Raw genomic sequence first — 23,382 nt, forward strand, 5'->3', positions numbered from 1 at the left:
CACCGACCGTAGCGCCCCTGCCGGAAGCAACCGTAGGCGTGAATCCCACTGATGCCCCGACGGTTCCCGCTCTGCCGGAAGCAACCGTGGGCGTGAACCCCACCGATGCGCCGACCGTCCCGGCACTGCCTGAAGCTCCGATGCCTGCCGACAAGGCACCCGCGGCAGATCAGGCACCGGTTGCCGATAAGACCCCGAACGCTGACAAGCTGGAGGACGCAACCGTGGCGCATCCCAAGAGTAAGCCAGCTCAGAGCAAGCCCTCTCAGGAGGCTCCGGTGACCGCCGCCCGCTCGGCTAAGGACACTCTGGCTAAGGACACTGGGGCAAAGGACAGCCTCGCTAAGGAGAGCAGCCCCAAGAAGGCTACCCTGGCGAACACCGGTGCATCCAGCGTTGGTGTGATTGTTGGCATTGGTGTTGTTGCAATCTGTGCGGGTCTTGGTCTGAGCATTCTGCGCTCGCGCCGCCACTCCTAAGAGCTGCAGGGCATACAGCCTAGCTCTCCCGTGCGGAATAAACTGCAGATAGCAAAGAGCCGCCGGCTCCCCTCAATCAGGGGAACCGGCGGCTCTTCACGTATCAGCTCGTTCAATCAGCTGGTGCAATCGTTCGCGTTACTTCGAAGCCTTAACCTCGATGCCGCTCACGTCAATCTGCTCCAGCGGAATCAGGCGGTCACGAGTGACCACGCGGTGCACCAGCCAGACCGCGATAATCACGGGCAGACCAATGTAGGAGCTGAGCACGCCAGCCCAGTCACCGCTCAGGAACGCCTCGTAGTTCTGGCCGCCAATAACGACCAGGCACATGAGGAAGGCGATAATCGGGCCCGCGGGGAAGAACGGCGCCACGTAAGGCAGGTCCTTTAGGCTGTTACCCTGCTTCAGGTACGCGCGGCGGAAACGGTAATGAGCCACGGCGATACCCACCCAGGTGATGAAGCCAGCCAGACCGGACACGTTCACCAGCCACAGGTACGCGCCGTCCGGCGAGAGCAGTGCGGCGATGAAGCCGACCGCGCCGATAGCTGCGGTAGCCAGCAGCGCGTTCATGGGCACGCCGCCGGAGTTGATGCGGGTGAACATCTTCGGTGCCTTACCCTCCTGGGCGAGCGCGAAGAGCATACGAGCCGAAACGTACAGGCCCGAGTTACCTGCAGAGAGCACTGCGGAGAGGATCACGGCGTTCATGATGGCTGCCGCGAAGGCGATGCCCGCACGCTCGAAGATGAGGGTGAACGGGGAGATGTTGATGTTACCGTCCGCTGCGGTGAGCAGGTTCGGGTCGGAGTAAGGAATCAGGAAGCCGATGACGACCATCGCGCCGATGTAGAAGAGCATGATGCGCCAGAACACGCTGGTCAGTGCGCGGGGCACGTCGCGGCGGGGGTTCTCGGACTCACCGGCTGCCACACCGATCATTTCGGTGCCCTGGAAGGAGAAGCCTGCCACCATGAAGATGGCGAGTACGGCGGGTGCGCCGCCGACGAAGGGTGCCTCACCGACGGTCCAGTTGGAGACGCCCGGGGAGCTACCGCCCAGGATGCCGAAGATCATGGCGATACCTGCAATGAGGAAGACGACCACGGTGACGACCTTGATGGTGGCGAGCCAGAATTCGCTTTCACCGTAGGAGCGTGCCGAGAGGGCGTTGATGCCGGTCAGCAGCACGAGGAATCCTGCCGCCCACACCCAGGAGGGCACGTCCGGCAACCAGTACCTCATCACCTCGCCGACGGCGACGAGTTCGGCGGCGACGGTAATCGCCCAGTTGAACCAGTAGTTCCAGCCCATGGCGAAGCCGAAGGACGGGGACACGTAGCGTGCTGCGTAGGTCTGGAATGCGCCGGGGACGGGCAGGTGCGCTGCCATCTCGCCGAGGGACTGCATGAGGAAGAGCACCATGATGCCGATGAGGGCGTAGGCGAGGATTGCGCCGCCGGGGCCCGCGGTGGAGATGGTCTTACCGGAGGCGACGAAGAGGCCGGTGCCGATTGCGCCGCCGATTGCAATCATCTGCATGTGGCGGGCGGAGAGGCCTCGCTTCAGTTCACCCTCTGCGGGGGTGGCTTCCGATGCAGTGCCGGAAGTCTCTGTAGGCTGTGCCATGTCAGGTCTTCTTTCTGAGGCTATTGCTTCGTGCGTTTGCTAGGGGGATTGTGTGCTGTCCAGTCTAGCCCTGCCGTCGATGCGGCTGCCGAAGGTTTGTGCCTAGGTCAAGAAATTCTTCAATCTTTAGAAATTCTTACGTACCGTAAGTTTTTCTAATCTGAGGGTCAATCCTACCCGCTTTTCCAGTGCTTTTCCACCCCAAACCCACAAAAACACAGAAAAACCCTCCCGCACCGCTCATGTATATGCGGTACGGGAGGGTTCCCTATCAGGCTAATTCACCCGATTTATTCAGCTCACCCGGCTTTAGTCAGCCAGGTTGTGGAAGGACACCTTCGTGGGGTGCTCCACGGTGCGGGAGACGGTGCAGTCCTTCTGCTCGCTGAGCTGAATCAGACGGTCCACCATCTTCTGCGCCTTGGCGCCCTGCTCATCGGCGGGGAATCGCACATCAAAGTCCACCTCAACGTCGTCGAGGCGCACCGCGCCGTCTTCGGTCTGCTTCAGCGCCGAGGCGAGAACCTCGAACACCTCCGGGGTGGAGCGGCGGGAGGTACCCGCGTCCACATCCACGGAGGAGCAACCGGCAATAGCGGCGAGTAGCAGCTCGACGGGGGTCAGCAGGCCCTCACCCACACCGAAGTCGAGGGTTGCGCCGTTGGCACCGTAGGCACGGTAGCGCAGGCGGTCGATGCGCTCGATTTTGGTCTGACGGTAGTTTTCGAGTTCGCGGCGTTCCTGCTGGCGCGAGTACACCTTCTTCTGCTCTTCAGCAGTCTGCACGGTGTTGTTCTGCTCAGCGTTGTTCTGCTCGGCGTTGTTCTGCTCAGCCATTGAGGTTCCTTTCGGGTTGCCTGTGCGGTCGCTAGGTTATTCAGCGCCGCATTGTTTAGTGTCATTCACTATAAGCGTGTTTCTCATATTTTATTCCCGGACTCTTTTTCTCGACGGCCATCTAAGCGCTCCTATACACTGGAAAACCGCGGTGGAGCTTCGAAGCCGCTCGCGCACACAGCAAATTTTTTGAAAAGCACAACGCATACAAGGAACTCTTTGATGGCACAGACCCCCGGCACTGAGCGTACGAGTACGCAGAATGATATCCGTCTGGCTATGGCGGATTCTTCCGTGGTGATGCTCGGTATCGCGGTGCTGGGTTTGGGTTTGGGTGTTATTTTGAGTGCGCACCATATGCCTTTTTGGACGGCACCGCTGCTTTCTTCACTGGTGTTTGCCGGCTCGGTAGAGTTTTTGATGGTGGGCATGATTTCTGGTTGCGCCTCTATCGCGTCGATTGCGTTGACGGTGTTCCTCGTGAATGCTCGCCACCTGGTGTACGGTCTTTCCTACCCGTTGCACAGCGTGAAGGGTTTCTGGGCTAAGGCTTTGGCGGTTCACACTCTGTGCGATGAAGCGTTTGCTCTCAACTCCGGTCCCGATCGTAATGAGCGTTCGGGGGCGCGCATTCTGTGGGTGAACGTGCTGATTTACGTGTCGTGGGTTCTGAGCGTAGTCCTCGGGTATGTGCTGGGTGCGAGCTTCCTCAGCAGTCTGAAGGGCGTGGACTTCGTGATGGTGGCCATCTTCACGGTGCTTGCCATGGACGGTTACCGCGCTAACCCGGATCGTGTGGCAGCACTATTTGTGGCAATTTCTGCCACGGTAGCCCTAATTTTTGCGCCGTCCTCTTTCCTGGTGATGGCGCTGGGTTCGTATGTGGTGCTACTGTTGGTGCGCTTCCCGGTAGCGAAGCGCCGCGGCACCCTGCCGCATCGTACCGTGTATGGAGAAGCAGCTGAGAGTGGCACCACTACCGCTGATGCTCCCGCTTCCACACAGCGATAAGAACGTTACATACGTGCTTAAAACCCGCTAGGATAGATGAAGAGCACCGCTCTCCCCTCTTTCTATTTCTAGGATTCTAAAGACGCCTCCACGTGCGAACCTGCACGGAGGCCCCCCAGAGGTTGAGGTACCCATGACTCAGATGAAAGACACCGCTAAGGAAACTAGCGACGCAGAACGCTGTGCCGCCCCGGAGTAACACCGCACCGGGAGCGGCACCACCCGAGGTCATGCAGAGATGTAGTCTCTGCCCGGAAGGAATACCCCTCCGCCTCACTATTCGCGGCTTTCATCAACTCACGTACCTACCGCACTACTTAGCGCCTTCTCTATGAGTAGGCTCTCTCTACCCTTTTTCGCGGATGTTTTCGCGGCTTCACCCGCGCGCCTCATTTAGGGTTCTTTCACTCTTTCAGGGTTCTTTCGCTGAGTATGTGCAGAAAGAGATAAACCTCATGAACAGTGATGTAACCACCGGATATATTCTTGCTGCAGTGTTCGTTGCTGCTGGCATTACTTTTCTGTTGCGACTGCTTCCCTTCGGTCTGAAAAAGGCTCTGGCAGGCTCCGAACTTTTGGATGCGCTCAGCCACTGGATTCCGCTCGGCGCAGTTGCGCTACTTGCCATCTATGCGGTGGCGAAGATTGATTACTCCTCGTTCACTACGGCGGCGCCGTACCTGGCGGGCCTGGTGGTGACCGTGGGTGCGCACCTGTGGCGTAAGAATATGGTGCTGAGCATGGTGGCGGGTACCGTCACCTGCGTTGTGCTGGCTAACTGGGTTTTCTAGGGGGTCACGATGAGCATTTCTAAGAAGTCTGTTTCTTCCCCCGCTGTTTCTTCTCAGCCCGAGCTTCATCAGGCGAGCCAGCAGCAGGTGGAGCAGGTCATTGCTTCTGCGCTTCCGCTAACCGGCATGATTCCCGTGGTGGAGGCGCCTACCTCCCCCGATGCACAAGGCTCTCAGCAACCGCGAGAGAGCGGCTTCGCAGAGGCGATGCGCGTTGCCGGTGTGATTATGCTGGGTTTGTTCTTTGTCGGTATTGGTTTGGGTGTGCTTGTCCACAGCTACCATCTGCCGTTCTGGGTGGCTCCCCTGCTGCCGGTACTGGTGTTTGCCGGTTCGGTAGAGTTCGTGCTGATTGACATGATGTCGAATCATGCGTCACTGTTCTCTATCGCCGTGATGACTCTGCTCATTAATTCCCGCCACCTCATGTACGGTCTGTCGTACCCGATTGAGCGTGTGCGTGGTGGTTTGGCGAAGTTCTACACCGTGTACACCCTCATCGATGAGGCGTATGCACTGAATACGGGCCCGGACCGCCATAAGCTGCGTGGTTCCCGCATCCTGTGGATTCATGCGGGTCTGCACCTGAGCGTCCTAGCGAGCGCAACGCTCGGCTATGTGCTGGGTGCAAGCTTCTTGAGTGAGCTCAAGGGCGTGGATTTTGTGATGACGGCACTCTTTGCGGTGCTCGCCATCGATGCTTATCAGAGCTCAAAGGACCGTACCACCGCAGCTATTGCAGGTGTATCTGCAGTGGTTGGTTTGGTGTTGGCGCCGCAGTCGATGCTACTGATTTCGATGGTGGTGTATATGCTGCTACTTATCTCTCGTTTTGTGGTGGCTAAGCGCCGCGGCACCCTGCCGGAGCATATGCTGGTCGCCGATGAGGAGCCTGCCGAAGCCGACGCTCCCGGCCATCCCGGCACCTCCGCACACTAAGTCTGAATCGCGAGCTAAGTCTGGATATAGTAAAGCGCCCCGCCCACCCGAAATACCGGGTGGGCGGGGCGTTATGCTGTCGCCAGCCGCATGTGTGGGTGAACCCCAGATCATGCACTGTAGACGTTCAGTATCTGCTGTGCTGTGTACCGCCAGGTGTCCCTGACGGAAGTACTATGCGGGTGCCGGGCTTGCGTCCGGTCCCGTACCAAGCTTACTTGATAGCTGCCAGGGCTGCTTCGTAGTTGGGCTCGTTGGTGGTTTCGGGAACCAGCTCGGTGTAGACAACCTCACCGTCGGGGTTCACGACGACCACGGAGCGTGCCAGCAGACCAGCCAGGGGGCCGTCCACGAGCTTCACGCCGAAGTCCTCACCGAAGGAGGAGCGGAAAGCGGAGGAAGTCACAACGTTCTCAATGCCCTCGGCTGCGCAGAAGCGGCCGATTGCGAAGGGCAGGTCGTTGGAGACGCACAGCACGACGGTGTTCTCCAGGCCTGCAGCCTGCTTGTTGAAGGTGCGGACGCTGTTTGCGCAGACACCGGTGTCGACGGAGGGGAAGATGTTCAGCACCAGGTTCTTACCTGCGAAATCTGCGGAGGAAATCTCGGAGAGATCAGCCGCGAGAACCGAGAATTCGGGCAGCTTTGCGCCGACTGCGGGCAGGTCGCCGTTGGTGTGGATTACGAGTTCGTTCTGTAGAGTTACTTCAGCCATGCCTTCATTGTCCCCCGGATGCGGCGGGTGTGCAAGGGGACACAGGCACTAGCGGGCAGAGTTTCCGCATAGCTGATTTTCTGCTATGCCGATTCGCCTCCCCTGGCTCTGCTGTAGCCGCTGTCTAGCGATAATCCCGGCCTGTGACTCTACGGTAACGAACGGCACTGACCGTGCGCACCGCGTGCCCGCCTCTTTTTCCCTATACTGGACGAGTTCACTATTCGCTTCTTGACCAGTACCAATGCGCGCTGCCGCGCATTTCAGGAGTATTCATGTCTTCTACTCGCCGCCGCTTTACCGGCCGTACCTCTTTGGCTCTACCTGCGCTGGGCGCCGCTCTAGCTCTCGTTGTCACTTCCTGCTCGGCAAGCACCGATTCTGCTGTTTCGGGTACCGTGGTGTCTTCTTCTGGTAGCGCGTCTGCCTCCGCGAGCGCTACGTCTACGCAGGAGTTGTTCCCCACCCCGTCGGCGAGCCCGAGCGCATCCGCGAGCGCTTCCCCGAGTGCTTCGTCGCCTGCTCCGGTGCCGTCGGTGGTGACGATTACGGTTCATGCTGAGCCGACGGCATCCGAGTCGAAGTCGGATTCCAAGTCTGAAGCTAAGTCTGAGTCGAAGAAGGACTCCACCTGCGCGTCTGATTCTGCATCGACCGTGGTGTCTAAGGCGCTGCGCGAGCTGAAGAATAAGAGCAAGTGGGATCAGTGGACGAACGTTTCGCGCACGTACGAGGGCTATGACCCCTGTGCTGAGCTGTCGTGGATTGACGCGATTCCGGGTTCTTCCCCGTCTGATTGCTGCATCTCCTCGATGGCGCACCACATTCTGCTGTTCCACCGCGGCAAGTTCATTGGTACCGCAACCTATGAGCCGTACTCGTTCTCTCCGGTGATTACCCGTACCTCGGACAGCTCGATTAGCGTGACCTACCGTTACATGAAGGAAGACGAGAAGGTACACAACGCGAGCGGTCGCACGACTGCTGAGTTCAGCTGGAGCTCTTCGCAGAACAAGGTTGTGATGACCGGTGAGGTTCCGCCGAGCGAATAGCCGGTTCACCTTATAGGCTACGTGTTTGATGCCCAAGAAGTTGGGCATACGAGAAACCCGCCGTCTCGCATATGGTGCATATGTGAGACGGCGGGTTTTCCGTTGCTTAAGGATATGTAGAGTGCCCGAGGGCTAGCTATTTAGGCAACGAACTTCTTGTAACCGAAGTATGCGGCGCCTGCCAGGATAGCGATGAACAGAATCTTCTTCATGATGTACTCCTTTGATTGTTCTGAAGGGCACCCAGTGTTTTACTCCGTCTGGCGACTCACCTGAAGGTGAGGGCAGGCGGGGTGTCATCCGCACGTGGTGCCGTTGCTCCCTATCTTACCTGCTTTTGAACAACGTTTTCTGTTTGACGTGCCAAGTCCGCATTTTAGACAGTCAAACACGCGACGGTTAGCGCACCATTGAGCCGAGGAATACGCCTCTGACAGGCGCATAATGGGAGCATGAGTATTTTTAAGAAGAAAGAGTACAGCGCTGAGCGCTCGGCTACTCGCATGGCTCGTGCCCTCGCTGTAATGGGTGCGCTGCACTTCATCATCCCGGATCCCTTCGACTCGATTGTGCCGAAGTACCTGCCGGGTCCTGCGCACGCGTACACTCACGCGTCGGGTGCGGCCGAGCTGGGCACCGCCGCCCTGCTGGCTAATGACAAGACCCGCCGTGCCGGTGGTCTGCTTGCGGCTCTGCTGTTTGTTGCAGTGTTCCCCGCGAATATTCAGATGGCGCTGGATGCGCGTAACCAGTCCACTCAGCGTAAGGCTATTGCGTACGGTCGTCTGCCCCTGCAGCTGCCGATGATTTGTAGCGCTCTGAAGATTTGGCGTAAGTCGAAGTAGCCAATACATTCATCATTCGATGCGTTCGACACGCATCTCATTAATGAGAAAAGCACCTTAGTGTTTTAGAGATAAAACGTTAAGGTGCTTTTAGCTTAATAAAAGCTCATATAAGCTCTTCTTATATCATATTTACGTATAATTGAAAACAACATACTATCTGCCACAGTGGCAGATATATAAACCCAAGGAGATTACAATGGGTACTTTTATTGGCACCATTATTACCGGCGCAATTATTGGTGCACTTGCACGCTTCTTTATGCGAGGCCGCCAGAACATTTCGATTCTTTGGACCATTATCTGCGGTGCTGTCGGCGCAGCTATCGGTACCTGGGCAGCGACCCAGCTGGGTGTTGCAGACACTAGCGGCATTGACTGGATCCGCTGGATTATCTCAATTATTGCTGCAATGCTGACCATTTCCCTGTACATGGGCTTGACCGGTAAAAAGTAAAGAGATATTTGCTAATTTCTTTTAAAACCTAAGCAATTTTTATAAAGCATAAGGCGGCACCTCCCCTAGCGTGAGCTAGTGCGGGAGGTGCCGCCTTTTCTGCGCCTCGCAGGAGGCGTTTTGTGTATTCTTGGCTTATATCGCCTTGGCTTATGCCTTCTTCACCACGGAGGACTTCAGGTACATCTGGCCTGCGCCGGGGACCTTCGCCTCAATGTCGTGGCCGTTGACAGGGGATTCGAGCAGGCGGATGCCGCGCACCTTGGTGCCTGCCTTGATGTCTGCGCCGCCCTTGACCTTCAGGCCCTTGACGATGGTGACGGAGTCGCCGTCGACGAGCTCGTTACCGACGGAGTCGAGAACCTTGGAGCCTGCTTCTTCTTCGGTTTCGCCGGCTGCGGTGCGTTCCCATTCGTGGCCGCACATGGGGCATGCCCAGAGTTCGCCCATCTCGTAGGTGTAGTTTTCGTTGCATTCGGGGCAGGCGAGTGCTTCGATTTCGTTGAGGTTTTCGCTCATGGTTCCTTCTTCTGTCTGTGCGGATGCGCCGTTCCCCTGCACCTGGTTACCGCAGCGTTGGGCGGTGGTGCTGCGGCGTGTGGGCGCGCGTCAGCAAGGCAGGGGTGCGACGGTGGAGGGTGCGAGGATTCTCGCGTTCGTGCTGACTATACCATTTGGTGGGTTTCAAGCCTACTTTTCTGCATGTCATCTGCGGCTCATCTGAGGTGGAGGGGGAGTTGGGGAAACTAAGAACATAAAATTTGCGTAATATTTGCGAAAATTCGGGTTTTTGCACATTATGCAGAAGATAAAGTGTGTAAAGTATCTAGGGCATTTGTACGTTTATTGAGTGAAAGGCACGACTTCATGAAGCTTTCCGCACGTAACCAGTTCGCTGGCAAGGTTGTTGAGATCACCGAGGGTGCTACCAACGGCATCGTTAAGATTGAGATCGCTCCGGAGGTTGTTATCTCTGCTTCCATCACCAACGAGTCCATCAAGGAGCTGGGCCTGAAGGTTGGCGAGACTGCATACGCAGTGATTAAGGCGTCCAACGTTATGGTTGGTGCTGACCACTAATCCCGGTCGATAAGGCTTACACCCGGGCGGCTGCCTGTTGTGGCGCGCGAGGGCTAATAGAGCGGAGCCCCGCACTGTGTGTACAGTGCGGGGCTCCGTTTTTTATATTTTTATCGCTTAGACGTTGAAGCGGAAATCCACACATTCCCCTCTAACTTCGAACCTTGCAGGCTACGAAGAACTCGACGCACTTGTTGATTACGCAACTAAACGCGGATCACGAGAATGCCCTGGCGGATCCGCCAGGGCATTCTTTCGCGCGACAGTCCAGGCTTACACAGTCTCCAGTCTCGACAACATCGCGTTCTCGAGCCGGTCAATCACGTCGGCTTCTACCCGACTGGCCTCAGCGAACTTCTGCCAACACTCGTAAGCCTCGTGCCCAAGATCCTCGTCCATCGGCGGCAACACGACTTCATTGAGATTGACAGGGTCGACAACGTCAACTACGGACCCAAAGGCGCTCGCCTTTACCTGCCGCTGTACATGGTCAGTCGAAAAACAGAGGTACAGCCAGCCAGGACTGACATTCGCTTTGGGACGAACCCGCATAACGTTGTGGCTTGCCAACCATGCAGCCCGATCATCGGTGATAAGCGCCGGGAGCGAGATACGTTCTTCGGCCCGTCCACGCGCACCGAACACGAGAGTTCCAGCACCCAACTCATACGCCTCGAAGTCGAGGGCACGGGCGGAGATGTATTGAAGGTTGACAGGCTTCATCTGCAACAGGTGTCGCCCCGACATGATCGGACGCCCGTGACCCTCGTCGACGTAGTAGCGCTTGTAGCGGTTCGGCATCGAAGTCTCGGCGATTTCCTGTACCCGCTTCCCACCCAACGCCAATAGGTCCGAGCGAATCTGACCAACAATCGGGTCGTGGACTGCGACATCGAGCCGTGATCTGAGGTCGGTGGCGCGTACGGTCCACCCCTCACGGAGCGGGGTTGACGACGGGATGGGCGGCAGATCTTCTACGAATTCGCGGACGAGCTGTTGGAGTCGGAGTCGTGACCGCTCGCGCGTCTTCACGACTCCACCCATAGTTTCGGCAATATCGTTCACCACCTGTGCGTCGAGGAACGGAACCCGCACGGACGCAAGATCGTCAGCCGAGAGGTGGTCGATTACGTTGCCAGTCTTGCTACGCGTCAGTAGAGCTTGCCCGGTCGGCGTACTAAGGAATGCCAGCACATAGAGGCGGTCAGTCTCGTCCGCGATATGCAACCTCAGCATGTCGTCGCTGACGACGAACTGACTGATGTATTCGTCCGCGTACGCAAGGGGGCCCAGATTCCTGCCGGAGCACGTCTGGAGGATCGTGCCCACCTCTGGCATCAGACTTTCTAGTCCGGCGCTCCCGCTCTTCGACAGCTGGTCTGCTGGCTGAGGGAGATAGTCGAACACATCATACGGTCGCAGATACGGCAGTGACTCCTCACCTTGGGCCGCGTACACGCGACGAGTCCGCGAGGTCGCTCCGACCTGTCCGAGGCCACCGTCGCCACCAACCGTGCGAAGCACGACACCTGAAGCGCCGAGCATCTGCACGCGCTCGTTGGCGAGCACGCCCGGCGAACAGTAATACTTGGCATCGAGGCGACCTTCGGAGAACGCCACCTGCGATCGGACGGGCGCGATAATCACGGTTGAGCCTCCAGCCAACGGCGGTAGGCGTCGGCAACCTCACCGAGCTCATCGTCAACCTGACGCTCAGTGACCTCGATCTGGCGCACAACCTCGGAGCCCGTTACCTGGTCGATCTCGGAAATCGTCTCGATGCGCTTGACCAGAGCGTCCTCACCGTCAGAAGTCCGGCGGTAGATTACGTTGCCCCGCTTGTCGTGTCCGATCTTCTCCGCAACAGCCATAAACACCGGGTAGTCGAGACCGTTGGCCTCGGCCTCATCGACCTCAACATCGTCAAGTCGGCGCATCAGCACCATCGAAGTCTGCGTGTCGTTCTTCGGCTGGAAAAGATCGCGTTGCATGTCAACGACAGCAAGGATCTGAGCGCGCTTCAGAATCCAGCTTCGGATGTAGGCGTTGCCGGGATTGTTGAGGATTCCGTTAGGGATGACCATGGCCATCCGACCAGTCCCGGGCTTAAGCAGCTGTAGCGCCCGCTCGATAAAAAGAATCTCCGGCGGCTGCGACTTCTGCAGGACGCGGCTACCGTGCTTATCGAGCCTGATTGCCCACACGCCATTCTCGTCCTGGTCCCAGACGGCTGCCAAGTCGTACTGGGAAAGAATCTCTTCGTCGTCGATCGGGATCTTCGCACCGAATGGCGGGTTGGACACGATCACGTCGATGGAGGCGAGCGGGATGGACTCACGTAGCATCGACGACCACTTGTGCGGGTTCTCGAGCGTGTTGGCCTGGAACAGGCCGCCGGAGCCGTCGTTGTTCATGACCATGTTCATCTTCGCTGCCCGCACAAGCGCGGGATTCAGGTCGATGCCGAAGACGCACTGGCGGAAGTACTCGTCACGGCGACGGTAGAGCTCCGCCTGCTCGTACTCCGAGCCCCGGGCTGGGTCCACCCACTGGTCCCGCTCAGACTTCTCGATGTAGTCGAGCGCGTGGTTCATGCCTGTGATGAGGAAGCCGCCGGTGCCGCACGAGGGATCGAGGATCCGCTCACCCGGCTGCGGGTCGAGCATCGTGACGGCCATGCGGCAGGCGTTGCGCGGCGTGAAAAACTCACCGCGGTCTCCGCGGAGATTCGAACCGACGATCTCTTCGTAAGCGACGCCCTTGACATCAACGGGCGAGCGCAGGAGGGAGTAACCTTGTAGCTCGGTGACGACGTAGGCCACCACCTCGGGCTTGAGGTCGATGTCAACGTCTCTGGCCTCGAAGATTGTCGGGTACTTCTTGACGACGCGCTGCTCAAAAAGGTCTTGGATACGCTTCTTCGCCGCTGGGGCGACCGTCGAACTACCACGCTCGGAAGGAGTGGCGAAGAAGTTCAGCTTGGGGGCGCGTTCGTCCTCGATTTTTGTGAAGATCAGCTTGAGCAGCTCCCAAAAGGCCTCTGTCTTCTGCTTTCCCTCATGGGCGGCGATGTAGTTATGGCAGCGCCGGAAGGCAAACAACAGGTTGTCGGCAGTGGCGACCTTGAGGTCTTTGCGACTCGGTCTCTGGGCGTCAGCCTCTGTCTGACCGAATCCGGGTATGTCGATAATCTCCTCGAACGTCCAGCCGCCCTTGCTGTCACCGCGCTTGGCAAAGCAGAACCGATCAGTACCGTTCGTCCACATCCCGTACCTGACATTGAGACTGGAAGCCATGTACGACTGTAGCTGGCCGACCCCCTCAGTGCGATGCGTGGGCTTGACGTCGGCCTTCTTGGTCTCGACAAGAATGTAGGCGTTCGCCTGGGTGTGGTCGGAGTCCTTGTTGAATACCACGATGTCCACGCGCTTACGCGAAGATCCAACCCTGATGGTGAACTCCGGGGTGCAATCGCCTGGGGGATACTTGTACTGTCGCACAAGCGCCTTCTCGATGTTCTGCCGGATATACTCCTCCGGGGTGTCCTTGACGAATTTCCCGGTCAGGAAGTCGGCCACCTTTCCTTCAGGGACCGACCCGACGGGCTGAACTGAAGGAGCGGTAACTGGGTGTAGAGCGTTCATCATTACTTCTTCCTCCTAGACGTTAAAGCGGAACTCGACTACGTCGCCGTCCTGCATGATGTAGTCCTTGCCCTCCATACGGACCTTACCGCGAGCCTTCGCCTCCGCCATGGAGCCAGCCTCATCCAGGTCCTTGAACGACACAACCTCAGCCTTAATGAAGCCGCGCTCAAAATCAGAGTGAATCACACCGGCAGCCTGCGGCGCAGTATCACCCTTGTAAATAGTCCAGGCGCGAGCCTCCTTCGGGCCAGCAGTCAGGTAAGTCTGCAGCCCCAGAGTCGAGAAGCCCACGCGAGCCAGCTGGTCCAGGCCGGACTCATCCTGACCGTTCATCTCCAGCATCTCGCGAGCCTCCTCCTCAGACAGCTCCACCAGATCAGCCTCCAGCTTCGCATCCAAGAACACAGCCTCAGCCGGCGCCACCATGTCACGCAGCTCCTGCTGCTTCTCCTCAGACGCCAGAATGCCCTCATCCGCGTTGAACACGTAAATGAACGGCTTAGCAGTCAGCAGGTTCAGCTCCTTCAAGTGAGCCAGCTCCAGCTTCGCGTCCTTCGCACGAGAAATGATGGTGTCACCATCCTCCAGGATCTTCTGCGCAGCCTTATAGGTCTCCAGCTGAGCGGCGTCACCCTTCTTAATCTTCACAGCCTTCTCCAGACGCGGAATAGCGTTCTCCAGAGTCTGCAGGTCAGCCAGAATCAGCTCAGTGTTAATGGTCTCCATATCGGAGGCGGGATCGACCTTGCCGTCCACGTGAATGACGTCCGGGTCATCAAACGCACGCACCACCTGCGCGATAGCGTGCGCCTCACGAATGTTCGCGAGGAACTTGTTACCCAGACCCTCACCCTCAGAAGCGCCCTTCACAATACCCGCAATATCAACGAACGAAACAGTCGCAGGCAGAATACGCTCCGAACCAAAAATCTCAGCCAGACGGTTCAGACGCGCATCCGGCAGGTTCACCACGCCCACGTTCGGGTCAATGGTCGCGAACGGGTAGTTAGCCGCCAGCACAGTGTTGCCGGTCAGAGCGTTGAACAGGGTGGACTTGCCCACGTTAGGCAGGCCAACAATGCCGATAGTTAGAGCCACAAGTTTTCCTTCGAATCATGTACCCCGCCAAACACTCAGGATGCGCCGCGTACGTGATGCGGCGGGTGCGGGCGGGCACAGGGCGAAAATGGTGCCCGCTTCCAAGCGCGACACCGCCAGCCTCAAGAAGAAACGGGTGCGGGGCGCCTGCGGGCATAGACACTACCATTCTACCGTGTTCGCGCAGGAGCCGCCCGTGTTGATGAGAGCAGCGGGTTAGAGCCAGCCGTTCTCCGTGGCGATACGCACCGCATCCTGACGAGTCGACGCACCCGTCTTCGCCATCGCCGCCGACAAATAATTACGCACCGTACCCGCCGACAAAAACAACGCCGACGCAATCTGCTGAGCCGTACCACCCGACGCCGCCTCACGCAGCACCTGCGCCTCACGCTCCGTCAACGGAGAAGCACCCGTCACCAAAGAATCCGCCGCCAACGACGGATCCACCACACGCAACCCCGCATGCACACGACGAATCGCCTCCGCCAACTGGCGAGCCCCCGTATCCTTCACCACGAAACCACTCGCACCAGCCTCCAGGGCGCGGCGCACATAGCCCGGGCGCCCAAAAGTCGTCACAATCAGCGTACGCACCGGCTCACCCGACTCACTCACCGCACCCGCATCACGCAGCGCCGCAGCCGCCTCAATACCATCAGCCAGCAAAGTACCGGGCATCTGCACATCCAACAGCACCACGTCCGGCTTCAGCAGGGCGACAGCACCCAACACCTCATCACCACTACCGACCTGACCCACAATCTGCAGGTCAACCTCCAGACCCAGCAGAGCGGCAAGAGCCTCACGGATGAGCTGCTGATCGTCAGCGAGCAGAACACGAATCATGGGAGCCTCCCAGGGCTGAAGACGGGGTGATAACGGCGGGCGGAACAACCGCGTGAGGTTGTCTACCACCACCATACAGGGGCGGGTAGCTCCCCCGTCCAGGGCGCGGCGACAAGTTCCACAATCTGCAGAACCTACCTACAGCAGTGAGGTGTCACCGTCCATGCTCACACGGATGCGCGTACCCACCCCACCGCCAGGGTTCTCAGCCAGCCACTGCTCGGGTGCCGGCTCAATCACCACGCTACCGCCGGACGCCGCCACGCGCTGAGCCATACCCGTCAGGCCGTTACCGCGCGCATCGCCCGCACCCACGCCGTTATCGAGGATATCCAGGCCGGTTGCGCTCAGACGCACCCGCGCCGCGTTCGCGCCCGAGTGGCGCACCATGTTCGTGACCGCCTCACGCAGCACCCAAGAGAACAGCTTCGCGTTCACGCCAGCCACCGCGAGCGCGCTCTGAGCATCCGGCAGTTCGGCGCGAATACCGGCAGTCTGCAGGGCACGACCCGCACCCTCAATCTCACCCGAGAAGTCGGGCACACGCAGGCGCGTCACGGTTGAGCGAACCTCCGCCAGGGATGCGCGGGACAGCTGCGCGATCGCCTCCATCTCCGCGCCGGCGCGGGCGGGGTCAATCTCCAGCAGACGCTGCGCCAGCTCAGCTTTGAGGGTGATGACGGTCAGGGAGTGTCCGAGCACGTCGTGCACGTCGCGGGCAATCTCTTCACGTTCCTCAGAGAGCGCCAGGGAGGCACGCGCCACGTCCGCGCGTTCGCCCAGCTCAATCAGGTAGGAGAAGCCCAGCATGCCCACCATCGGTGCACCAATAAAGAGGGCCATACCACCGCGCGCGGTGACATCAAAGCCGATGCTCGCCATAAAAATTAGCCAGCAGGCCAGGGCAATCGTCGCCGCTACACCCAAGCGCAGGCGGTACGGGGCGATTGTGCCAAAAATCCAGAACGCCACAAAGTACATGCTGAACGACAAGAACACCATATACGCCGATTCCAACCGCAGCGCCGTCAGGCCAACCACAGGCAGCGCCATCAGTAGCGTCCAGATGACGCTTCGACGCACCGTGGAGGCGACCGGCACCAGCCACGGCACCGCGTACGCCGAGCAGTTCACCACCGCAAACAGTGCCACCAGCGCCACACCGGCCCAGCGCACCGGCCCCAACTCCGGGGTGGTGAGGAAGCTGTCCAGCGGCATGAGCAGAAACACCAGCCACGGGGCACTAAAGCCCAGCGCCAGCCAGTTCACGTTGCCACGGCGTTCACGGTAGAGGAAGCGGAAGCGGTGCTTGCCCAGGGTGCGCTTCGCGGCGGAGGGTGCCGCCTCGTTCTCTGCGTGGGGGTGTTCGTTCTCGTAGGAATGGGTATGGGTGTGGGTTTCGGTCATGGTTCTAGCCTAACGTGCGAGTGCCGCGGGTGCAGATGCCACCGGTGCGGCGGTGTCAGTAGCGGCAGTGTTAGTAGGAGCAGTGTGAGTGGATACGGCTTCCGCCGCAGCCTCGGGAGCCCCCGATACTACGGAACCCTTGAGACTGCGGCGGGAAGAATCATTTAGCGGCGGGTTGCGCGGCGCATCAGCAGGGCAGAAACACCCAGGAAGATAGCCGCCCACACTGCCAGGCTCACCACGGCGTACCAGAGCGGCTCGGTGACGAACCAGTTCTCACCGCCCGAAATAATGGTCTGACCTGCACTGAAGGGGTAGCGGGCAATCTCGGCGGCACCGTACAGCGGGGTGAAGCGTGCGTACTTCAGCAGGTCGGTGCTCAATGGGGAGAACACGGTACCGAAGAAGCTCATAATCACCAGCAGACCGTTCGCAATGGACACGGCGTTCTCGTTACGAATCAGCAGACCCATCATGATGCCGTAGAAGGCGAACACCAGACCGCACAGCACCGTCAGCGCGCCGGCTGCAAGCTGCTGGTTCACGGGGATTTCAACACCGGTGAACATGCCCACAATGTTCACCGCAATCACCGGCACCGCAGAAATCACCAGGGCGGTCAGCGCCTTCGCGCCCAGGTACTTGCCGGTGGTCAGCGGGGTCAGCGCCAGCTGGCGGTTCCAGCCGCTGGAGAGCTCGGTGACGGTGCTGCCGCTAATCGCCACGGTGTTCTGCACAGCACCGTACAGCGCCATGCCAATCATGACGTAGGCCGCTACGTTGCCGTCGCCCATCTGCTGGGAGGAGTAGTCCTGCATCGCGCCAAAGAGCAGGAAGAAGACGATGGGCAGTGCCACGCCGAAGAAGAAACGGTCGGTCGAGAGAATAGAAGCGCGGATGTCGTAGAGTGCGTAGCGGAGCATGATATTTTCCTTGAGGTGTGTAACGGCGGCGTAGCGTTTAGATGGTGTGGTGTTTAGGCAGTCTGAATGTTTAGGCGTCGGATGCCTTGGAGGCGGCGGCCTGCTCGGTCAGCAGGGTGAAGGACTCGTCCAGGGAGGGCTTGGTGACCTCCAGGTCGGTGATGCTGTAGTTATTCAGCAGAGTGCGCAGTACCCGCTCAATCTCCACCACGGAGATGCGGTGGCGGTACCCGCCGGACTCTTCGGTGACCTCGACCGGCACATCCAGGTCGGTGATGGGTGCGGGTGCGAGGAAGGAAAGGTGGCGGTGGCCGGTCAGGGCGCGAATCTCGTCGGAGGAGCCGTCAGCGATGATAGAGCCGGATTCCATGAGCACGATACGCTGGGCGAAGTTCTGTGCTTCTTCCAGGTAGTGCGTCGCAAAAAGAATGGTCGTTCCACGCTCGGCTATGGCTTCCATGCGCTCCCAGAAGGTGCGGCGCGCATTCACGTCCATGCCGGCGGTCGGCTCGTCCAGGATCAGCAGTTCCGGCGAGTGCATGGTCGCCAGGGCGTAACGCAGACGCTGCTGCTGACCGCCCGAGCACTTGCCGACCTTACGCTTAGCAATCTCGGTCAGGTCGGCGCCGGCGAGTACCTCATCCACGTCAATAGGCTTGGGGTACAGGGCGGCAATCATCTCGACCGTGGCGCGAATCGTCAGGTCCTTGAGCAGGCCACCGGTCTGCTGAACCGCACCGAGTAGACCGGCGCGTGCCGCTTCGGAGGCGTTGCGACCGAAGACGCTCAACTCGCCGCCGCTGGGCTGGGTCAGACCAAGAATCATGTCGATGAGGGTGGTCTTGCCCGCACCGTTGGGGCCGAGCAGTGCGATGATTTCGCCGCGCTTGACGGTCAGGTCAATCGAGTCGACGGCGACCACGGTGCCTGCCGCACGGGTGGAGAAAACCTGGCGGAGGGAGCGGGCGGAAATAACGGTTTCTGCGGTGTTGTTCTTGCTGTTCTGAAGTGCTGCGGTGTTCATGTTTCTATTACACCGCCGGTTTTCGCGCCGCTGCGGTACAGAGTGTCATGACCTGCACATGACAAATGTCATGAGTTCACGCAACGGCTGTTCTAGCGAGGCATTTTCAGCGGTAATACAGCATGGCAACGAGGTAATCTCCGCAGCGGAGGCGGTCACGCGAAGCGGGGGCTCCGTCCTCAAGGCGCCCCAGCGCCGCAGAGGGGGCACTCCCCCGCGAGCGGAAACCGGCGCGTACCGCCATCCCAAGCCGTGCATCCCAATGCATCCTCAGGCACGAAAAACCCCGCGTAGCGAGACCACGAAGCTGCGGAGGCAACCGGTTACACGAAGCTGCACAAGAACCCCTACCCGCGCGTCCCGCACATCAGACGCAAAAACCCCGTGTCTTCTCCCCACACGGGGAAAAGGACACGGGGTCATCAGCTAAAAGGCTTAGCGAGTGGGCTTAGCGCCGCGGCCACCGAGCTGGCGGCCTACGTTCTCGTCGTTCTTCAGAGCGGAACGCAGTTCCTTCGGCAGGGAGAAGAGAATATCTTCCTTCGCGGTCTCGACCTCTTCGATGGTGCTGTAGCCGTACTCGGCGAGCAGAGCCAGCACCTCCTGAACCAGAACCTCGGGTACGGACGCACCGGAGGTCAGACCCACGGTTGCCACACCTTCGAACCAGGTCTCGTCGACCTGGTGTGCGAAGTCTACACGCTCGGCACGCTTAGCGCCGTATTCGAGGGCTACTTCCTTCAGGCGCACGGAGTTCGAGGAGTTCGCCGAACCAACCACGATCACCAGGTCGGCGCGCGGTGCAATCTCCTTGATGGCGCCCTGGCGGTTAGAGGTTGCGTAGCAGATGTCGTCCGAGGGCGGATCCTGCAGGGAGGGGAAACGCTCACGCAGACGCGCCACGGTTTCCAGGGTCTCATCCACGGACAGGGTGGTCTGAGAAATCCAGACGACCTTCTCCGGGTTGCGGACGGTCACCTGATCCACCTCGTCGGGCGAGTTCACGATCTGGATGTGCTCGGGCGCCTCACCGGCGGTACCCTCGACCTCTTCGTGGCCGGTGTGACCGATGAGCAGGATGTCGTAGTCCTGCTTGGCGAAGCGCACAGCCTCGCGGTGCACCTTGTTCACCAGCGGGCAGGTCGCGTCAATAGTGTTCAGGGAGCGGTCGCCGGCTGCGGAAACCACCGCCGGGGACACGCCGTGCGCCGAGAACACGGTCACGGAGCCTTCGGGAACTTCGTCCACTTCATCAACGAAGATAGCGCCCTGCTTTTCCAGGGTCTCCACCACGTGGCGGTTGTGAACAATCTGCTTGCGCACGTAGACGGGCGCGCCGTAGTGCTCCAGCGCCTTCTCAACAGCGATCACGGCACGGTCAACGCCTGCGCAGTAACCGCGCGGGGTGGCGAGCAGGACTTTCTTCTCACCGGTGACGGGTGCGGCGGCTTCAACCTCGGCGCGGCTGCGGCGCTCGCGGGGTACGGGCGGCAGGCCCAGGGCAATAGTTTCAGTGGACATGGTTACTATCCTACGTTGTTCAGACTTTTAGTGTGTGATGACTGTGGCACCGCTCGCAGGGCTACGACCCAGGGCGATGAGGCGAATCAGAATACCGAGCAGCAGGGCGAGGATTGCCATGACCAGCCCGTAGCTTGCCGCCGCCTGCAAGTGCCCGGTCAGTGACGGTGCAAGCTGGTTCCATGCCCCGGTAATCAGTGCCGTTCCGGCGGTGCTGTGGCTGGTAATTCCCAAGGTTTCAGGGCTTTGGGCGCCAAACCAGGCTGCGGCGCCCCAGCCCAGTAGTGCGTAGAGCAGAGCCGTGACCACCGGTACCAGGATGCGGTGCCTGGGTGCCAGCAACGTAGCCAGCAGCAGGCTCAGCACCGAGATGATGGTCAGCGGCACGGTGGATTTGCCCAGCGCGGCGGCACGGTTGATGCCGGCATGCAGGTACCATTCCTGCTGCTCCTGCTGGTTGTTGCCGTCCTTCAACCGGTCAATGTTGAGGGTTTCAGGGCCGAGCTTCGTCAGGTCCGGGTCGAAGGAGCCGATAGAGCCGACCTTCGCATCCAGTGCACGGTAGAAGGGGGTGAGCACAATGACGGCGGGGCCGTCCTGGTGTTCGAGGTTGTAGCGGCGAGTTTCCTCGGCTATTTCCTTCCAGAGGCTTCGATATTCTTCAGTTTTTGACAGCTCAGCCGCGGATCGGTTGAGCAGGGAACGTATGCCGTCTTGTGTCGGCTTTACAAGAATGGAGTATAAGCCGCTTTGTTTGGTGCCGTCGAGGAAGGTTGTCATAGCTTCGGAGTTCATGAGGTCTTCGACTGCACCGTCCGCGATGCGCGAGGCAAGCTGCGAGTCCTCCGCCAGGTTGGAGGAAATCTGCGAGAAACCGCGCTCTGACATGAGCTTGGAGTTCATCCAGGCACCCGTGGTTGCACCCAGAGCGGTCACCAGGGCCAGGGCGCACAGCACAACGGTCAGGAACCTGCGCAAACCCGCCGCGAAGGGAGGCTCGGGGGCGGCCTGCAACTCAGCCTTGGTGGGGGTTGCTGTGTGACCGAGCATGCGGGTAGGCTGCAGCAGGGTCGTGTCTTCATCCGCCGTATAGTAGCCGCCCGTGTAATAGCCGTCTGTGCGGGTAATCCGGGTGTCGACGACTCGGGTCGCGTCCGCCGGGTAGTTTTGCGCGCCAGTACCCGCCGCTGACGAAGCCGCGGCGGTGTTGAGGGCGTTGTTCTGGTGTGCTGACTGATCGGGTGAGCGCATGAGCCTAGGGTACCCGCTCACGGTGTTCAAAGCCGATTCAGACCCGCAGAATGCGCCAGAAGCTAAGTTCTGCCTGCACTGCGTGCAAGCTACCCGAGTCGCCAGGCTGACCTGTAAGCAGGCGCATAACCGACCAATCAGGGACAATAGAAGGTATGAACTTCTACAACCCCTCCGCAGCGCAGCCGGCACCCGCACTGGTGGTGCCGCCCGTGCACGAGCGGCAGCTTCCCGGGAAGTCTCAGGAAACCACCGCCACCAACCCCTGGCCCCTCGCCCTGCTCGCGCAGAACCTCAAAAACTACGTAGACAAGGTTCCCGAGCTCTGGGTGGAGGCGCAGGTCGCCTCCCTCAACGGCCGCGGCGGCAACGTCTTCATGGAGCTCAAAGACCTCAACGAAGACTTCTCCTTCACCCTCGCGCTCTTCGGGCGTGCCGGTAGCGGCCTGGCGGCTGATGTGACCGTAGGCGCTCGCATCGTCACCCGCGCCAAGCCGAGCCTGTGGAAGAACGGCAAGCTCTCCCTCATCGGCAAGGAAGTGTACGCGGTCGGCACCGGTAACCTGCACGAGCAGCTGCAGCGTCTGCGTGAAGCTCTCGCCGCCGAGGGGCTGTTCTCTGACGCGCGGAAGAAGCCGCTACCCATGCTACCGAACCGTGTGGGTCTGATTACCGGTCGCGATTCTGACGCGGAGAAGGACGTTATCCGTAACGCCTCCCTGCGCTGGCCCGGCGTGGTCTTTGAGGTGCGCAATACCCGCGTTCAGGGTGAGGGTGCGGCGGCTGAGGTCATTGCGGCTCTCGCCGAATTGGACGCCCACCCGGAGGTGGACGTCATCGTCATCGCCCGAGGCGGCGGCTCCTTCGAAGACCTGCTGCCCTTCTCTGAGGAGGCACTCATCCGCGCCGTCGCGGCAGCCACCACCCCGGTGGTCTCGGCAATCGGTCACGAGGCGGACTCCCCCATCCTCGATGCGGTCGCCGATCTGCGCGCCTCCACCCCCACCGATGCGGGTAAGCGCATCGTGCCCGATATTTCGGAGGAAACCGCCCGCATCACCGAGGCCCGCGCCCGCCTGGACCGTGCGGTGCTCGGCTACGTGGGCATGCAGATGAACTACATTGCCCAGCTGCGCAGCCGCCCGGTGCTCACCCACCCAGAGTCCTCCCTGCTCATGCGTGTGGAGGAGCTGAGCCAGCTACGCGAGCGCGCTCACCGTTCGGTGCAGCACCGTCTGGAGCGTGAGTCGGCGACTCTGTCGCATACGTTGGCACGGGTGCGGTCGCTCTCGCCTGCGCAGACGCTCAACCGCGGCTACTCCATCGTTCAGGATGCCGCGGGCGCTATTGTGCGTGACGCTTCGGCGCTGAGTGAGGGCGAGCAGATTACGGTGCGTGCGGCGACCGGTTCGGCGCAGGCGGCCGTGACTTCTACGGACCCCTCGAACATCTCCTAAACCTCGATACCTACGTTTTACCTCTAGTTTTTATCCCTAGTTTTTACCTCTGAAAGGTTCCTCAATGAGCGAGAACATTAGCTTCAACAGCGCCGAGCTGGGCGCCCCCGTCGAAACCCTCGGCTACGAGCAGGCACGTGCCGAGCTGGAGCAGGTCGTACGCCAGCTGGAGTCCGGCGCCAGCGACCTGGAGACCTCCATCGCCCTGTGGGAGCGTGGCGAGGCGCTTGCCGCCCGCTGCGAGGCGTGGCTGCAGGGCGCGCAGGAGCGCCTGAACGCGGCACGTGGTGTGCAGGCAGGTGCACAGGCTGGTCAGGAGCCTGCAGCGAACTAGCACGCCTCTTTCTCTCCCCTCCCCCCCCCCCCC

General features: G+C 60.0%; 22 protein-coding genes and 1 pseudogene. 10 read left to right on the top strand and 13 right to left on the bottom strand.

The features are described from left to right. Nucleotides 1–479 (top strand): annotated as a pseudogene (locus HMPREF2879_RS03460) (hypothetical protein); the annotation flags it as partial. Nucleotides 480–617: 138 nt separating this feature from the next. Here the strand turns inward: HMPREF2879_RS03460 and HMPREF2879_RS03465 are convergent. Further along, nucleotides 618–2,111: an amino acid permease gene (locus tag HMPREF2879_RS03465; RefSeq protein WP_070634830.1), complete on the bottom strand. Its 1,494-nt coding sequence runs from the start codon at nucleotides 2,109–2,111 to the stop codon at nucleotides 618–620. A gap of 309 nt (nucleotides 2,112–2,420) precedes the next feature. Beyond that, nucleotides 2,421–2,948, bottom strand: coding sequence for an OsmC family protein (locus tag HMPREF2879_RS03470; RefSeq protein WP_210399476.1), 528 nt, complete (start codon nucleotides 2,946–2,948; stop codon nucleotides 2,421–2,423). A gap of 222 nt (nucleotides 2,949–3,170) precedes the next feature. Here HMPREF2879_RS03470 and HMPREF2879_RS03475 point away from each other — a divergent pair, with 222 nt between their 5' ends. The 3 genes from HMPREF2879_RS03475 (at nucleotide 3,171) to HMPREF2879_RS03485 (ending at nucleotide 5,689) form a co-directional block, all read left to right on the top strand. Continuing rightward, entirely contained in the window at nucleotides 3,171–3,959 is a 789-nt protein-coding gene (locus tag HMPREF2879_RS03475) for an AzlC family ABC transporter permease (RefSeq protein WP_070634831.1), read from the top strand. A 455-nt stretch (nucleotides 3,960–4,414) separates the two neighbouring features. Then, nucleotides 4,415–4,750 (top strand): branched-chain amino acid transporter permease, encoded by a 336-nt coding sequence (locus HMPREF2879_RS03480; RefSeq protein ID WP_070634832.1) that lies wholly within the window; start codon nucleotides 4,415–4,417, stop codon nucleotides 4,748–4,750. Between the two features lie 9 nt (nucleotides 4,751–4,759). After that, the gene (locus HMPREF2879_RS03485) at nucleotides 4,760–5,689 is read left to right on the top strand and encodes an AzlC family ABC transporter permease (protein ID WP_070634833.1); all 930 of its coding nucleotides are present in this window, start codon (nucleotides 4,760–4,762) and stop codon (nucleotides 5,687–5,689) included. A gap of 214 nt (nucleotides 5,690–5,903) precedes the next feature. Here HMPREF2879_RS03485 and tpx read toward each other — a convergent pair whose 3' ends face one another. Next, a complete protein-coding gene (gene tpx, locus HMPREF2879_RS03490) occupies nucleotides 5,904–6,404 on the bottom strand; it encodes a thiol peroxidase (RefSeq protein WP_049327611.1) in 501 nt (166 codons plus the stop codon). A 275-nt stretch (nucleotides 6,405–6,679) separates the two neighbouring features. On the opposite strand from tpx, the gene HMPREF2879_RS03495 reads away from it, so the two are divergent. The 3 genes from HMPREF2879_RS03495 (at nucleotide 6,680) to HMPREF2879_RS03505 (ending at nucleotide 8,758) form a co-directional block, all read left to right on the top strand. After that, nucleotides 6,680–7,456, top strand: a complete 777-nt coding sequence (locus tag HMPREF2879_RS03495) for an LppP/LprE family lipoprotein (RefSeq protein WP_070634834.1) — start codon at nucleotides 6,680–6,682, stop codon at nucleotides 7,454–7,456. 452 nt (nucleotides 7,457–7,908) lie between these two features. Next, on the top strand, nucleotides 7,909–8,301 hold the full coding sequence (locus HMPREF2879_RS03500; protein ID WP_049358632.1) for a DoxX family protein: 393 nt from the start codon (nucleotides 7,909–7,911) through the stop codon (nucleotides 8,299–8,301). 199 nt (nucleotides 8,302–8,500) lie between these two features. After that, the gene (locus HMPREF2879_RS03505) at nucleotides 8,501–8,758 is read left to right on the top strand and encodes a GlsB/YeaQ/YmgE family stress response membrane protein (protein WP_044150247.1); all 258 of its coding nucleotides are present in this window, start codon (nucleotides 8,501–8,503) and stop codon (nucleotides 8,756–8,758) included. Between the two features lie 150 nt (nucleotides 8,759–8,908). Here the strand turns inward: HMPREF2879_RS03505 and HMPREF2879_RS03510 are convergent, their stop codons facing one another. Next, entirely contained in the window at nucleotides 8,909–9,277 is a 369-nt protein-coding gene (locus HMPREF2879_RS03510; RefSeq protein ID WP_070634835.1) for a zinc ribbon domain-containing protein YjdM, read from the bottom strand. 348 nt (nucleotides 9,278–9,625) lie between these two features. Here HMPREF2879_RS03510 and HMPREF2879_RS03515 point away from each other — a divergent pair, with 348 nt between their 5' ends. Beyond that, nucleotides 9,626–9,838, top strand: a complete 213-nt coding sequence (locus HMPREF2879_RS03515; protein WP_005505155.1) for a TOBE domain-containing protein — start codon at nucleotides 9,626–9,628, stop codon at nucleotides 9,836–9,838. A gap of 273 nt (nucleotides 9,839–10,111) precedes the next feature. On the opposite strand, the gene HMPREF2879_RS03520 is transcribed toward HMPREF2879_RS03515, so the two are convergent. The 9 genes from HMPREF2879_RS03520 to HMPREF2879_RS03560 form a co-directional block, all read right to left on the bottom strand. Beyond that, nucleotides 10,112–11,485 carry a restriction endonuclease subunit S domain-containing protein gene (locus HMPREF2879_RS03520; RefSeq protein ID WP_070634836.1) on the bottom strand — a complete coding sequence of 458 codons (1,374 nt, stop codon included), beginning with the start codon at nucleotides 11,483–11,485 and terminating at the stop codon, nucleotides 10,112–10,114. After that, nucleotides 11,482–13,416 (bottom strand): type I restriction-modification system subunit M, encoded by a 1,935-nt coding sequence (locus HMPREF2879_RS03525; protein WP_210398959.1) that lies wholly within the window; start codon nucleotides 13,414–13,416, stop codon nucleotides 11,482–11,484. Before HMPREF2879_RS03525 ends, HMPREF2879_RS03520 begins: the two co-directional genes overlap by 4 nt. Nucleotides 13,417–13,497: 81 nt before the next feature. Beyond that, nucleotides 13,498–14,583: a redox-regulated ATPase YchF gene (gene ychF, locus HMPREF2879_RS03530; RefSeq protein WP_005505132.1), complete on the bottom strand. Its 1,086-nt coding sequence runs from the start codon at nucleotides 14,581–14,583 to the stop codon at nucleotides 13,498–13,500. Nucleotides 14,584–14,799: 216 nt separating this feature from the next. Then, a complete protein-coding gene (locus tag HMPREF2879_RS03535; RefSeq protein WP_005508461.1) occupies nucleotides 14,800–15,432 on the bottom strand; it encodes a response regulator transcription factor in 633 nt (210 codons plus the stop codon). A gap of 138 nt (nucleotides 15,433–15,570) precedes the next feature. After that, on the bottom strand, nucleotides 15,571–16,839 hold the full coding sequence (locus HMPREF2879_RS03540) for a sensor histidine kinase (RefSeq protein ID WP_070634837.1): 1,269 nt from the start codon (nucleotides 16,837–16,839) through the stop codon (nucleotides 15,571–15,573). 164 nt (nucleotides 16,840–17,003) lie between these two features. Further along, nucleotides 17,004–17,762 (bottom strand): ABC transporter permease, encoded by a 759-nt coding sequence (locus tag HMPREF2879_RS03545; RefSeq protein ID WP_049341832.1) that lies wholly within the window; start codon nucleotides 17,760–17,762, stop codon nucleotides 17,004–17,006. Nucleotides 17,763–17,832: 70 nt separating this feature from the next. Then, entirely contained in the window at nucleotides 17,833–18,786 is a 954-nt protein-coding gene (locus tag HMPREF2879_RS03550; protein ID WP_049353326.1) for an ABC transporter ATP-binding protein, read from the bottom strand. A gap of 435 nt (nucleotides 18,787–19,221) precedes the next feature. Next, nucleotides 19,222–20,307, bottom strand: a complete 1,086-nt coding sequence (locus tag HMPREF2879_RS03555; protein ID WP_070634838.1) for a 4-hydroxy-3-methylbut-2-enyl diphosphate reductase — start codon at nucleotides 20,305–20,307, stop codon at nucleotides 19,222–19,224. A 27-nt stretch (nucleotides 20,308–20,334) separates the two neighbouring features. Continuing rightward, nucleotides 20,335–21,558, bottom strand: coding sequence for a dehydrogenase (locus HMPREF2879_RS03560; protein WP_070634839.1), 1,224 nt, complete (start codon nucleotides 21,556–21,558; stop codon nucleotides 20,335–20,337). A 155-nt stretch (nucleotides 21,559–21,713) separates the two neighbouring features. Between HMPREF2879_RS03560 and xseA the strand changes: the two genes are divergently transcribed. Both xseA and HMPREF2879_RS03570 read left to right on the top strand, forming a co-directional pair. Beyond that, nucleotides 21,714–23,015: an exodeoxyribonuclease VII large subunit gene (xseA, locus tag HMPREF2879_RS03565; RefSeq protein ID WP_070634840.1), complete on the top strand. Its 1,302-nt coding sequence runs from the start codon at nucleotides 21,714–21,716 to the stop codon at nucleotides 23,013–23,015. A 64-nt stretch (nucleotides 23,016–23,079) separates the two neighbouring features. Next, nucleotides 23,080–23,349: an exodeoxyribonuclease VII small subunit gene (locus HMPREF2879_RS03570; protein ID WP_070634841.1), complete on the top strand. Its 270-nt coding sequence runs from the start codon at nucleotides 23,080–23,082 to the stop codon at nucleotides 23,347–23,349. Nucleotides 23,350–23,382: the final 33 nt, after the last annotated feature.

The sequence above is a fragment of the Rothia sp. HMSC069C04 genome (assembly GCF_001812895.1).
Lineage (GTDB): Bacteria > Actinomycetota > Actinomycetes > Actinomycetales > Micrococcaceae > Rothia.